Annotated in this window: 12 protein-coding genes and 1 pseudogene; 8 read left to right on the forward strand and 5 right to left on the reverse strand. The window is 64.0% G+C overall.

The genetic code is table 11. The features are described 5' to 3' along the window. The first annotated feature begins 5 nt into the window (after positions 1-5). The 5 genes from ABID58_RS01575 to ptsN all read left to right on the forward strand — a co-directional run bounded on the left by ABID58_RS01575 (position 6) and on the right by ptsN (position 5,132). Positions 6-737, forward strand: a complete 732-nt coding sequence (locus ABID58_RS01575) for an LptA/OstA family protein (RefSeq protein ID WP_354031280.1) — start codon at positions 6-8, stop codon at positions 735-737. A 215-nt stretch (positions 738-952) separates the two neighbouring features. Next, positions 953-1,966: an LPS export ABC transporter ATP-binding protein gene (lptB, locus tag ABID58_RS01580; protein ID WP_354031281.1), complete on the forward strand. Its 1,014-nt coding sequence runs from the start codon at positions 953-955 to the stop codon at positions 1,964-1,966. A gap of 91 nt (positions 1,967-2,057) precedes the next feature. Next, positions 2,058-3,686, forward strand: coding sequence for an RNA polymerase factor sigma-54 (gene rpoN / locus ABID58_RS01585; RefSeq protein WP_354031282.1), 1,629 nt, complete (start codon positions 2,058-2,060; stop codon positions 3,684-3,686). A 173-nt stretch (positions 3,687-3,859) separates the two neighbouring features. Then, entirely contained in the window at positions 3,860-4,459 is a 600-nt protein-coding gene (gene hpf / locus ABID58_RS01590; protein WP_354031283.1) for a ribosome hibernation-promoting factor, HPF/YfiA family, read from the forward strand. Between the two features lie 211 nt (positions 4,460-4,670). Next, positions 4,671-5,132, forward strand: a complete 462-nt coding sequence (gene ptsN / locus ABID58_RS01595) for a PTS IIA-like nitrogen regulatory protein PtsN (protein WP_014438750.1) — start codon at positions 4,671-4,673, stop codon at positions 5,130-5,132. 147 nt (positions 5,133-5,279) lie between these two features. Here ptsN and ABID58_RS01600 read toward each other — a convergent pair whose 3' ends face one another. After that, entirely contained in the window at positions 5,280-5,918 is a 639-nt protein-coding gene (locus ABID58_RS01600; protein WP_354031284.1) for a TetR/AcrR family transcriptional regulator, read from the reverse strand. Positions 5,919-6,203: 285 nt separating this feature from the next. Between ABID58_RS01600 and ABID58_RS01605 the strand changes: the two genes are divergently transcribed. The 3 genes from ABID58_RS01605 to ABID58_RS01615 are packed head-to-tail and all read left to right on the forward strand — an operon-like array spanning position 6,204 to position 9,770. Continuing rightward, positions 6,204-7,007, forward strand: coding sequence for an SDR family NAD(P)-dependent oxidoreductase (locus ABID58_RS01605; RefSeq protein ID WP_354031285.1), 804 nt, complete (start codon positions 6,204-6,206; stop codon positions 7,005-7,007). A 36-nt stretch (positions 7,008-7,043) separates the two neighbouring features. Then, on the forward strand, positions 7,044-8,174 hold the full coding sequence (locus ABID58_RS01610; protein ID WP_354031286.1) for a DUF5938 domain-containing protein: 1,131 nt from the start codon (positions 7,044-7,046) through the stop codon (positions 8,172-8,174). Positions 8,175-8,231: 57 nt separating this feature from the next. After that, the gene (locus tag ABID58_RS01615) at positions 8,232-9,770 is read left to right on the forward strand and encodes an AMP-binding protein (RefSeq protein ID WP_354031287.1); all 1,539 of its coding nucleotides are present in this window, start codon (positions 8,232-8,234) and stop codon (positions 9,768-9,770) included. Position 9,771: 1 nt separating this feature from the next. On the opposite strand, the pseudogene ABID58_RS01620 reads toward ABID58_RS01615, so the two are convergent. The 4 genes and pseudogenes from ABID58_RS01620 to ABID58_RS01635 form a co-directional block, all read right to left on the reverse strand. Continuing rightward, positions 9,772-9,924, reverse strand: a pseudogene (locus ABID58_RS01620) (GNAT family N-acetyltransferase); the annotation flags it as partial. Between the two features lie 626 nt (positions 9,925-10,550). Further along, complete coding sequence (locus ABID58_RS01625; protein ID WP_148749062.1) at positions 10,551-10,823, reverse strand: BQ00720 family protein; 273 nt, start codon at positions 10,821-10,823, stop codon at positions 10,551-10,553. A gap of 51 nt (positions 10,824-10,874) precedes the next feature. Next, positions 10,875-11,300, reverse strand: a complete 426-nt coding sequence (locus tag ABID58_RS01630; RefSeq protein WP_011083554.1) for an Hsp20 family protein — start codon at positions 11,298-11,300, stop codon at positions 10,875-10,877. A 242-nt stretch (positions 11,301-11,542) separates the two neighbouring features. Next, positions 11,543-12,628 (reverse strand): sn-glycerol-3-phosphate import ATP-binding protein UgpC, encoded by a 1,086-nt coding sequence (locus tag ABID58_RS01635; protein ID WP_354031288.1) that lies wholly within the window; start codon positions 12,626-12,628, stop codon positions 11,543-11,545.

Consider the following 12,628-nt stretch of genomic DNA (forward strand, 5'->3'; position numbering starts at 1 on the left):
TTTTCATGACTGATTTTTTTTCGCGCAACGACAGCAGGCGTCGCGCCATCGTCGCCGCGATCGCGCTTGGCGGCGCTGCACTGATTGCGGCCGGTGCAGCCCTCGCGCAAAGCACGATGCAAGGCGTGCCCAATGCGATGCAGGGCTTTTCGCAGAACCGCGATCAGCCGATCCAGATCGAGGCCGCCTCGCTTGAGATGCGCGACAAGAAGAAGGAAGCGACCTTCGCCGGCAATGTGAAGGTCGTGCAGGGCGACACCACCATGACCTCGAAGACGCTGGTGGTGTTCTACGAATCGAGCAGCGACAAGGCCGCCGCGCCGCAGGCTGCGCCGGCCCAATCCGCTTCTGCAAAAGGCCAGAAGGCGGCGCCGATGCAATCGGCGACACCGGGGCCGGGCGGCGCCTCCTCGATCAAGCGGCTGGAAGCGCGCGGCAGCGTCGTCGTCACCCAGAAGGACCAGGTGGTGACCGGCGAGACCGCGGTGTTCGACACCAAGACCAACCTCATCACCATGCTCGGCGGCGTCGTGCTGACGCAGTGCCAGAACGTGCTGCGCGGCGACCGCCTCATGGTCGACATGACCACCGGCGTCTCCCGGGTGGAATCCGACAGCGGCAAGGTGCAGGGCCTGTTCATCCAGTCCCAGGGCGGCGCGAACGGCAAATGCGGAACGCCGGTAGCCCCGGGCGCGGGCTCGCCCTTGCAGTTGCCCGGTTCAGGTAAACAAAAGTAAATTCAAGAGCTTGGCCCAGGTGCGGCCGATCCGAGGTTGAAGCTTGCCCGGCGAGGCTGTATCTAGCGCGCAGGGCTTTCTAAGCGGGGTCCGCCGCTTTTCGGGCGTGTTTCACTGGGCATGAGACATCCCTACACTCATGCTGCGTCGGCGAAGCAAGCGGCCGGCGCGGCAGACCGCGCGAGCACCGCGCAGGATCCGTAAAGAAGGCGGGGATGGTCGATCTATTCAGCATGTTCCGTCGGCGCCCCGCCAAGCGCGGCCGGCCAGGATTTGCCCGTCAGGACATTACCGCGCTCGGTGACAGCGTCGGGGGCCTGGTGGCGAGCCCGGTGCGGGACGCGCCGCCGATTGCCCGTGACCAGCCCATGCAGGCCTCGGACCCTTATGGCGTTGAGGCCCGGCCGCGGACGCGTCAGCCGGCCGCTCAACCGCCCAAAGCCAAATCCAGCGCCAGGCCCACTGCAAAGTCCAACGGCACAAGCGGACCGCAACTCCTGAAGCGGCCGGGTTTCCTGGCTGTGCATAGCGTGGAAAAGAGTTTCGGCAGCCGCCAGGTCGTGCGCGGCGTCAGCATCTATGTGCGGCGCGGCGAAGCGGTCGGCCTGCTTGGCCCGAACGGCGCCGGCAAGACCACCGTGTTCTACATGATCACCGGGCTGATCAAGGCCGATCGCGGCGCGATCGAGCTCGACGGTCACGACGTCACCAAGCTGCCGATGTATCAGCGCGCGCGGCTCGGCATCGGCTATCTGCCGCAGGAAGCCTCGATCTTCCGCGGCCTCACCGTCGAGCAGAACATCCGCGCCGTGCTCGAAGTGGTCGAGCCCTCGCGCAAGAAGCGCGAGCAGCAGCTCGACTCCCTGCTCGACGAGTTCAACATCACGCGGCTGCGGAAATCGCCGTCGATCGCGCTGTCCGGCGGTGAGCGCCGCCGCGTCGAGATCGCGCGCGCGCTCGCGACGCGTCCGAACTACATGCTGCTCGACGAGCCCTTCGCCGGCATCGATCCGATTGCGGTCGGTGACATTCAGGACCTGGTTCGCCATCTCACCAATCGCGGCATCGGCGTGCTCATCACCGACCACAATGTGCGCGAGACGCTCGGCCTCACGGACCGCGCCTATATCGTCTATGCCGGTGAAATCCTGACGGAGGGGAGCCCGGACGAGATCGTCGCCGATCCGGATGTTCGTCGCCTTTACCTTGGCGAGGAGTTCCGCCTCTAGCCCTTTTTTCCATTTCGTCAAGGCGTGTACATCGGGCCAGGACTAAGATAAGCAAGAATTGGACCAATTTTTTGGGAACGGTTCTTGTTAGATGGCGCTTACGCAGAGATTAGAGTTCCGGCAATCGCAGTCGCTGGTCATGACGCCGCAGCTGATGCAGGCGATCAAGCTGCTGCAATTGTCCAATCTCGATCTCACCACCTTCGTGGAGGAGGAGCTCGAGCGTAATCCCCTGCTGGAGCGGGCCAATGACGAGGCCCCCGGCGGCGAAGCCCCGGCCGAGGCCGGCCAGTTCAGCGACAACGATGGCGATGATTCAGGCAGCCAGGGTGCTGATGACGGTTTTGGCGGCAGCGGCAACGCCTTCGAGCCGGGCCAGGAAGAATGGATGAGCAAGGATCTCGGCACCCGCGCCGAGATCGAGCAGACCCTGGACACGGGCCTGGACAACGTCTTCTCGGAGGAGCCCGCCGAGACGGCGGCGCGCAACGCCCAGGACGTCGCGCCGACCACCTACACGGAATGGGGCGGCGGCGCCTCCGGCGACGAGGACTACAATCTCGAGGCCTTCGTCGCGGCGGAAACCACGCTGGGCGACCATCTTGCCGAGCAGCTCTCGGTTGCCTTCACCGGTGCGGCGCAGCGCATGATCGGGCAGTATTTGATCGACCTCGTCGACGAGGCCGGCTATCTGCCGGGCGATCTCGGGCAAGCCGCCGAACGGCTTGGCGCGTCGCAAGCCGACGTCGACGGCGTTCTTGCCGTGCTGCAAAAATTCGATCCGCCCGGCGTCTGCGCGCGCAACTTGAGCGAATGCCTGGCGATCCAGCTCCGCGAGCTCGACCGCTACGATCCCGCGATGCAGGCGCTGGTCGAGCATCTCGATCTCCTTGCCAAGCGCGACATCGCAGGTCTGCGCAAGGTTTGCGGCGTCGACGACGAGGACATCGCCGATATGATCGGCGAAATTCGCCGCCTCAATCCCAAGCCCGGCATGAAGTTCGGCTCGGCGCGGCTGCAGACCATGGTGCCGGACGTTTATGTCCGCCCGGGTCCGGACGGTGGCTGGCATGTCGAGCTCAACAGCGACACCTTGCCGCGCGTGCTGGTGAACCAGACCTATTATTCCGAGCTCTCGAAGAAAAAAGGCAAGGACGGCGACAAGTCGTATTTCACCGACGCGCTGCAGAACGCGACCTGGCTGGTGCGCGCGCTCGACCAGCGCGCCCGTACCATCCTGAAGGTTGCAACCGAGATCGTGCGCCAGCAGGACGGCTTCTTCACGCACGGTGTCGCGCATCTGCGGCCGCTGAATCTGAAGGCCGTCGCCGACGCCATCCAGATGCATGAATCCACGGTGTCGCGCGTCACCGCCAACAAATACATGGCGACAAATCGCGGCACATTCGAGTTGAAATATTTCTTCACGGCGTCGATCGCCTCGGCCGACGGCGGCGAGGCGCATTCGGCCGAAGCCGTGCGTCACCACATCAAGCAGCTGATCGATTCGGAGCTACCGGCCGCGATCCTGTCGGATGATACCATCGTGGAACGCTTGCGCGCCTCGGGCATTGATATTGCCCGCCGCACGGTCGCGAAGTACCGCGAAGCCATGCGCATTCCGTCCTCGGTGCAACGCCGTCGTGACAAGCAGAGCGCTCTTGGTAACGTCCTTTCCACCGCAATGTCCGATCGCTCCCGCAACACCGAACCGGCCTGATTGCGCTGGCGCGAAATCGCGCTACTCTCATCCTCCCTGTCGCGACCGATCCAAGCACGCGCATGATCCGGAAAAGTGTCCGGCGGTTTTCCGGCCAGATCATGCGCAGGGAACAACCCGAGCTGCGATGACGCAGTCATGGCAGCTCGGCGTCAAACCAAGCGAGGCATCACATGACTCTTCGGATTTCGGGCAAGAGCGTCAGCGTTGGCGAGGCCCTGCGCGGCCGCGTGACCGACCGGACCGATGAGGTCCTGCGTAAATATTTCGACGGCAATTATTCCGGCCACATCACCCTGAGCAAGGATGGCTTCGGCTTCCGGACCGATTGCGCGCTGCATCTCGATTCGGGAATTACGCTGGAGGCCGAATCGAACGCGCCGGACGCCTATGCCAGCGCCGACCAGGCTCTGATCATGATCGAGAAGCGGCTCAAGCGCTACAAGAGCCGGCTCAAGGACCGTTCGGCCCGCAAGACCCATGTCGCTTCCGCGGCGCTGGCTGCGCTCGACGCGACTGCTTACGTGCTCGAGGCGCCGGGCGAGGGGGAGGACGACGACGAGGTCACCGGCTACAGCCCGGTGATCATCGCCGAGGCCACGACGTCGCTGAAGCAGATGTCGGTCAGCGAAGCCGTCATGGAACTCGACCTCAGCGGGGCACCCTGCCTGGTATTCCAGCACGGTTCCTCGGGCCGGGTGAACATCATCTACCGCCGGGCCGACGGCAATGTCGGCTGGATCGACCCCCCGGGCGCCAAATCGGGCGGCTAGGAGTCCCGTATCAACCACAGCCCTTAACAATGAGCAGGGCAAAGCCGCACGCGGGAGTTGGCACCGGGATTGCGTTGGAGTAGAAGCGCCCCAACATCAGGATCGGGGCTAAGTCCGCCTCCTGCTTCACCTTCTTGACGCCGGCCGGGCTCGATCTGATCGAGCCGGCCAATTCGGAACCTGACGGTTTAATTCACCTCGGAACACTTCCATGCCGATTACCGATCTGGTCGCGCCCGAGGCGATACTTCCGGCATTGAAGGTCAACAGCAAGAAGCAGGCGCTCCAGGAGCTCGCAGCCAGGGCAGCGGAGCTGACCGGCCAGAACGAGCGCTCCGTGTTCGAGGTGCTGCTCCAGCGCGAGAAGCTCGGCACCACCGCGGTCGGTTACGGCGTCGCCATTCCCCACGGCAAGCTGCCCAAGCTGGAAAAGATTTTCGGCCTGTTCGCCCGGCTCGATCGCCCGATCGATTTCGAGGCGATGGACGGCCAGCCGGTCGACCTCGTCTTCCTGCTGCTCGCCCCCGAAGGCGCCGGCGCCGATCATCTCAAGGCGCTCGCCCGCATCGCCCGCCTGCTGCGCGACCAGGACATCGCCAAGAAGCTCCGCGCCTCGCGCGATGCCCAGGCGATCTACTCGGTGCTGGCGCTGCCGCCGGCGACCGCGGCGTAATCGCTCGTCATCGAGCGCGTAGCTGTCTCAACGCCGTCATTGCGAGCGCAGCGAAGCAATCCAGAGTCCCTCCGCGGAAAGATTCTGGATTGCTTCGCTGCGCTCGCAATGACGACGCGGAAACATCACCGGCGCCGCCCGTGCGCTTCAGCAGACCGTCGGCAGCAGGTGCCGGACTTCGTCGAGCAGTTCGGGCATCGCCGTCTTGTCACCCGCGAGGTGCTTGAGCAGAGCACTCTGGAATAGACCGTCGAACAGTGCATAGAGCGCGGCTGGCGACGACGCCGGCCGCTTGCCGCCGAGCTCGGCATAGCGGGAGGCGATGCGCCAGATCATCGCTTCCAGGCTCTTGTCGATCTCGAGCACGTCCTTGCGAAACGCCGCCTCGAACATCGCCTGCGAGCGCAGGTCGTACCAGAGGCGGTGCATACGGGCTTCGTTCTGCAGGGTTGCGGCGAGCTTGGCGAGGAAACCTTCCGTCAATTCGTCGCGGCTCGTTGCTGTTGCGACGACATCATCATATCGCGTCACGCACTTCGCCTTGTAGTGGCGGACGCAGCAGCAGATCAGGTCGAGCTTGTCGCTGAAATAATAGTGGAACACGCCGTGCGTGAACGCCGAGTTCTGCGCGATTTCGCGCAGGCTGGTGCGTGCGAAGCCGAGCTCTCCAAGCGTTTCGAGCGCGGCCTCGGCAAGCTCGATGCGCCGTGCATTGAACTTCTCGTCGCGCAGCACCTCGGCCGCATCAGCCACACGCCGGGCCGCTCCCGTCACCTGCCGCGCCATCTTGTCCTTATCCTCAGTCCCGTTCTTTCAAGGACTTATACCGCGCCGACCGCGGAATGCTCCATCCCCTCACAACCACTTCCTTTGACAACTGTCAAATTCGTTCTTGACAAGTGTCAAGCTTCTGGCGGAGGTTCGCACCAAGAATTTGGACAGTCGTCAAGACATCCGACCATGGAGGAACGCTTCGCTGGGTGTCGCCGAAAGGCTTGGCACCCAGCGACCTGGTGCGCGCCGATTGGCGCAGCACGCATCGATCAATCACCAGCAACGGAGGAGTGCGTCATGAGTGGGAAGAGCCTTGCAGGCAGGAAAGCCCTGGTCACCGGAGGTGCCCGCGGAATCGGCGCGGCCATCGCACAGGCGTTGGCGCGAGCCGGCGCCTCGATCATGATCGCCGATATCCTGGAAGAGACCGGCCGTGCCAGCGCGGCTGCAGTCGCGAAGGAAGACGTGACGACGGGATTCGTCCAGCTCGACGTCACCGATGACGCCCAATGGGAGCGGGCGATCGCCAAGACGGTCGCAACCCTCGGTGGCTACGACATCCTGATCAACAATGCCGGCATCGAGATCACGTCGCTGATCTCCGAGGTCAAGGCCGAGGACGCGCGGCGGATGTGCGACGTCAATATCGTCGGCACCGTGCTCGGCATGAAGCACGCCTTCCGTGCCATGCGCCCGGGCGGGCCGGCCGGCAAGGGCGGCGCCGTCGTCAACATCGCCTCGGTTGCGGCGACGATCGCCTTTCCCGGCATCGCGGTCTATTCGGGCACCAAATCCGCGGTCGACCGCATGACGCGGGTCGGAGCGATGGAAGCCGGCAAGCTCGGCTTCGGCGTGCGCGTGAACTGCATCTATCCGGGCCTGATACCGACCGACATGGGCATGCAGCTCGCCAACGACATCGTCAAGGTAGGACTCGCGGCTGACGTCAACGCTGCGGTCGGCTCGGTGGTCGAGCAAACCCCACTCGGCCGGCTCGCAGAGGTCTCGGACATTGGCGATGCCGCGGTGTTCCTGTGCTCGAACGAGGCGCGCTTCATCACCGGCATCGGACTGCCGGTCGATGGCGGCATGGGCATGTGACAACAAGGCCGACAACAAGCAATTTGGAGGATCGCAATGAGCGAGAAGAAGCCCGTCATCGTCTATGGCGCTTCCGGCTACACCGGCCGGCTGGTCTGCGAATACTTACGCGAGTACAACATCCCCTTCATCGCCGCCGGCCGCAGCGCTGAGAAGCTCAACGCCGCGATGAAGTCGAATGTGGCCGGCATCGAGACCGCCGACTACGAGGTGGTTAAGGTGCCGCACACCGTGGCCGCGCTGACTGAATTGTTCAAGGGCGCCTCGGTGGTGCTCAACACCGTGGGCCCCTTCGCCAAGTTCGGTGGCGAAGTGGTGCAGGCTTGCTTGGCTTCCAAGTGTCATTACAGCGACACCACCGGCGAGCAGGACTGGCTGATCACGCTCAAGCAGGAGTGGGGCGCGAAGTTCGCCAATGCCGGGCTGCTGTTGGCGCCAGGCATCGCGCAGATGTACACCACCGGCGAGATCGCCGCGCAGCTGTGCCTGGAGACGCCCGGCCTCGACACGCTTGATATCGCCGTGTTCTGGGGTGGCAGCCCGACCATCGCATCGACGCAGACCATCCTGGTCAACGCCGCGATGGCCAAGGCCTACTACCTGGAGCAAAACAAGTACGTCGAGCACCAGCCCGATGCCGGCCTCTCCACCCTCGCTATCCCCGGCCAGCACGAGCTGGCGCTGGCGCTGCCCTGGGGCGGCACCTCGCACCCGGTGTGGTTCAAGCGCGATCCGCGCGTGGCCAACGTGAAGGTGCTGGGCGGCGTGTTCAACCGCGGGCTGATGCTGGCCGTGCCGCAGATCGTCGCCGCCGCGCTGGAAGCGACCAAGGACATGAACCCCGACGACCGCTACGCCGCGTTGGCGCAGACCGCCGCCGGTGTGATGAACACCATGCCGCCGCGCGAGAACCCGCGCGTCAACAAGTCGCTGGATTCGGTGCATGCCTCCGGCCCGTTGGGGCGCGCGCACTGCGTCATCTACGGCAACAGCAACTACAAGCAGACCGGCATGTTGCAGGCCTATGCCGCGGCGCACCTGCTGCAGCAGCCTCCGAAGCGCGTGGGGTTCGCCTCCGGCTGCCAGGCGTTCGGCCATCACGAGCTGCTCGGGCAATTGCGCAGCTTCGGGCTCGTCAGCAAGCCTGTTCTGACCGTGCACGATTAAGTCAATCGCGGGTGGCGCGGACCTCCGCGTCACCCGCTGCCGCTTCGGGTGTTGATCATGCGCTTCATCGATTACCTGGACAAAGGTGCCTCGCTCGGCGCTGGCGCGCCGTGCCTGACCATGGACGGGCGCGACCTCAGCTATCGCGAGGTGCAGCGGCTGAGCTACCGCGTCGCGCGCGGGCTCGCGCGATCGGGTATTGCTGCCGGCGAGAAGGTCGCAATCCTCTCCGGCAACGATCCGGTCGCGTTTGCTTGCGTGTTCGGCATTTCCCGTGGCGGTGCGGTCTGGTGCCCGATCAATCCGCGCAACGAGGCGGTCGAAAATCGGCTCATCCTCGACCAATTCGACTGCAGCCTGCTGCTGTTCCATTCAAGCTTTGCACCGATGGTCGAGGCGGTGCGTGCAGAGCTGCCAAAGCTGCGCGCCCTCGTCTGCCTCGATGCCGAGTTATCCTTCGCCCCCTCGTTCGACAGCTGGCTCGCCGGCCTCGCCGACGACCGCTATCAACGCGAGACGGTCGACGATCTCGCGATGATTCCCGGCACCGGCGGCACCACCGGCAAGCCGAAGGGGGTCATGCTGTCGGGCCGCAATATCGAGGCTATGACGGCCCTGACGCTGATGGGCTATCCCTTCAAGGGGCGTCCGATCTATCTCGCGCTCGCGCCGCTGACCCACGCGGCCGGCGTGCTGTGTTTCCCGATCATGGCGCTCGGCGGCCGCATCGTGATCATGCATCACCCCGACATCGCCGAATTTCTCGATTTGATCGAGCGCTATCGCGTCACGCATACCTTCCTGCCGCCGACCGTGATCTACATGCTGCTCGATCATCCAAAGCTCGATTCCGCGAAGCTCGGGTCTCTGCAATGCTTCTGGTACGGTGCGGCGCCGATCTCGGCCGCGCGGCTTGCGGAGGCGCTCCAGCTTATCGGGCCGATGGCGCAGCTGTTCGGTCAGACCGAAGCGCCGATGATGATCTCGATGATGGCACCTAGCGAGCATTACAATGCCGACGGCACGATCGCGATGGAGCGTCTCGCCTCGGCCGGCCGGATCAGCCCGCTGGTGCAGGCCGGCATCATGGATGGCGACGGCAATTTGCTGCCGACCGGCGCACGCGGCGAGATCGTGGTCCGCGGTTCGCTGGTGATGGAGGGCTATTACAAAAATCCCGAGGCGACGGCGGAGGCCTCCGCGCATGGCTGGCACCACACCGGCGACATCGGTTACATCGACGATGACGGCTACCTCTATATCGTCGATCGCGCCAAGGACATGATCATCACCGGCGGGTTCAACGTCTACTCGATCGAGGTCGAGAACGCGCTGCGGGCGCATGAGGCGGTGCAGGATTGCGCCGTGATTGGCCTTCCGGACGAGAAATGGGGTGAGCGGATCGTCGCCGTGGTGCAGCCCCGCGCCGGCCAAAGCGTCGATGCGGTTGCGCTGGCGGCGTTCGTCAAGCAGCGGATCGGCAGCGTCAAGACACCAAAGCAGATCGAAGTCTGGGACGATCTGCCGCGCTCCAAGGTCGGCAAGGTGCTGAAGCCGGACATCCGCGCGCGGCTGTCGGATCGCTCAGGCGATTAGTCTAGAGGGTACGCGACAAATAGCGCACGGTCTTGCTACCGTTGTGGATGATCGCGCTGCCGACCTCGGCAAATCCCAACGCAGCGTGAAAGGCATCCGACGCCGGATTCGGAGGCTGCCGATTGACTTCGCAGACGATGCGATCGCGTCCGGCCTAACATGGGCTTGGTTGCCGGAACGTGTGGCGGCGCCTGCGGCGTAACTTAAAGCCACTCGTCCATATCGTGTGGTTCCGATCGGACCTTCGCGCGAATCGATAGTCGAGCAAAGTTGACGATTGCGAGCGGCGAATTCGCGAGCGCAGCGACAATGTCTGCACCGGTTGGCTGAGTATTTGACTCACGAAGGCCTGGTTGAGCCGACACTCTGTTGGAATCGACAGTCACCACTTGCCCCTTATCTTGATCGCTTTCGTCGAGTCCGGGCATTCCGCGCTCCGTCCTAGTCGTGATTTGAAGAAGCTCAGTCGCAGTCGTGAAGACGGTGTACTCCCTCTCCCGCTTGCGGGGGAGGGCTGGGGCGGGGGTGTCTCCGCGTTGGGAGTGTTTGAGGGCTGCGGAGAGTATCCCCGCGAGGAGGGAGCCCCCCACCCGGCGCTTCGCGCCGACCTCCCCCGCAAGCGGGAGAGGTTGAGGGAGCCCGTGGCTCGATCGAGCGAATCTCGAGCGGTCCTGGTGCTTTGCCAAGTGTGCAAAATGAAAACTGTGCAAAATGAAAGCGGGCACGCCTTCGTGCGAAGGCATGCCCGCTCAAAACTCTATTCGTGCGACGCGCGCGTGCTCAGTGCACGCTCACCGCTTGCAGCTCGTTGCTCCAGGCATTCGCAACCGCGGCTTCGCGGCTGTCGGTCAGCATGATCGGCGTGCCGTCGGCGGCGTGGAGTGCGAACAGCTTGAGGCCGGGCGCAATCTTCGGGGCCTCGGGAAACAGGCCGGGCACGTCCTCGGAGCGGATCTGCTTCACATAGGCGATGTGGCCTTCGCCGAGGCTTGCCAGCGTCTCCGGAGAGACCGTCTTGGCTTCGTATTCGAACGCAACATGACCTTCACTCATGGTCTCGACTCCTTCACAGAAACTAAGCGGTCGAGTCCGCTACTCGTTCCATTATTCGTGCTCATTGATAGCGATTGTCTTAACGATCCTCTCCGGTTCTGGCCGGGCAAGATCAATCGACAACAACCCGTTCTTCAGATCCGCACCCAGTACCAGCATCCCCTCCGCCAGCACGAAGGTGCGCTGGAAGTGGCGCGCGGCGATGCCGCGATGGATGTATTGTCGGGTCTTGTCGTCCTGCTGTCGTCCGCGGATCACGAGCTGGTTTTCCTCAATAGTTACATCGAGTTGGTCGCGGGTAAATCCGGCGACCGCCAGCGTGATGCGCAACCGCTCGGGCTGGCCGTCCGACCGGTCGCACCTCTCGATATTGTAGGGAGGATAACCGTCGGCGCCTTTGACGACGCGATCGAGCACGCGCTCAATCTCGTCGAAGCCCAGAAGGAACGGACTGGATAACGTGGGAACACGAGACATAGTTTACAAAGTCCTCTCGAAGCGACTTTGGCATTTCAGGGCCCGGAAGCGGCGCCCCTTGGTCAGCAATATGGGCATATCCCCATGTGGGTTCAAGGACGTAGCAGGGGCTGTGGATTCACTGCTTCCGCCGTCGCCCCGCCGTGACGAATTTGCGGGCGATTTATCCCAATGAAAACAGGCCCCGTTCTACTGTGCATGGGGTTGTTTTGGGTCTTTAGTCGGCTGTTCTGTCGGACCCGTCAGGCCTCGATCCGCGTCCGCCCGTCGCCGCTGAACAGGTGCAGCTTTTGGCGCACTGCCGCGACGCGGATCTTCTCACCGATCGCCGGGGCCTCAGTCCCGGGGATGCGGACGATGACTTCGCCCGGCGGCAGCTCACCCGGAGTGGCGGCGACGCGCTGCTCGTCCTGGGCGCGCGAGCCGTAGATAAAAGTTTCGGCGCCGACGCGCTCGATCGCTTCGATCGTCAGCGGCAATGCGACACCGCCGGCCGGGGTCTGGTCGGTAATGACAAAATCTTCCGGACGGATGCCGAGGATGCCGGCTTCAGTTGCGCTGCCGCCGAGCTGCGACTTGATCTCAACAGTGCGCATCGACATCAGATTCATCGGCGGCGCGCCGATGAAGGAGGCGACGAAGGTCGTGGCCGGCTTCTCGTAGATCGCGAGGGGATTGCCGATCTGCTCGACCTGGCCGCCATTCATCACGACGAGGATGTCGGCGAGCGTCATCGCCTCGAGCTGGTCATGGGTGACGTAGACCGACGTCGTCTTGAGGCGGCGCTGCAATTTGCGGATCTCGACGCGCATCGCGATGCGCAGCTTGGCGTCGAGGTTCGACAGTGGCTCGTCGAACAGAAACACCTTCGGCTGGCGGACGATGGCGCGGCCCATGGCGACGCGCTGGCGCTGGCCGCCGGAGAGCTGGCGCGGCTTGCGCTCCAGCATCGCCGAGAGCTCGAGCACGCGCGCGGCTTCCTCGACGCGGGTCTTGATCTCGGCTTCCTTCATGCCGCGATTGCGCAGGCCGTAAGCCATGTTGTTGAACACGCTCATATGCGGATAGAGCGCGTAGTTCTGGAACACCATCGCGATGTCGCGATCGGCGGGCTCGACCTGGTTGACGACGCGGCCGCCGATGTCGATCTCGCCGCCGGTGACGGTCTCGAGCCCCGCGACCATGCGAAGCAGCGTGGACTTGCCGCAGCCGGAGGGGCCGACCAGCACGCAGAACTGGCCGTCGCCGACATCGACGTTGACGCCCTTGATGGCCTCGAAGCCGCCGGGATAGGTCTTGCGGACGTTGCGCAGGGTGACGTTGGCCAT

The sequence above is a fragment of the Bradyrhizobium sp. S3.2.6 genome (genome assembly GCF_040546885.1).
GTDB lineage: Bacteria > Pseudomonadota > Alphaproteobacteria > Rhizobiales > Xanthobacteraceae > Bradyrhizobium > Bradyrhizobium cytisi.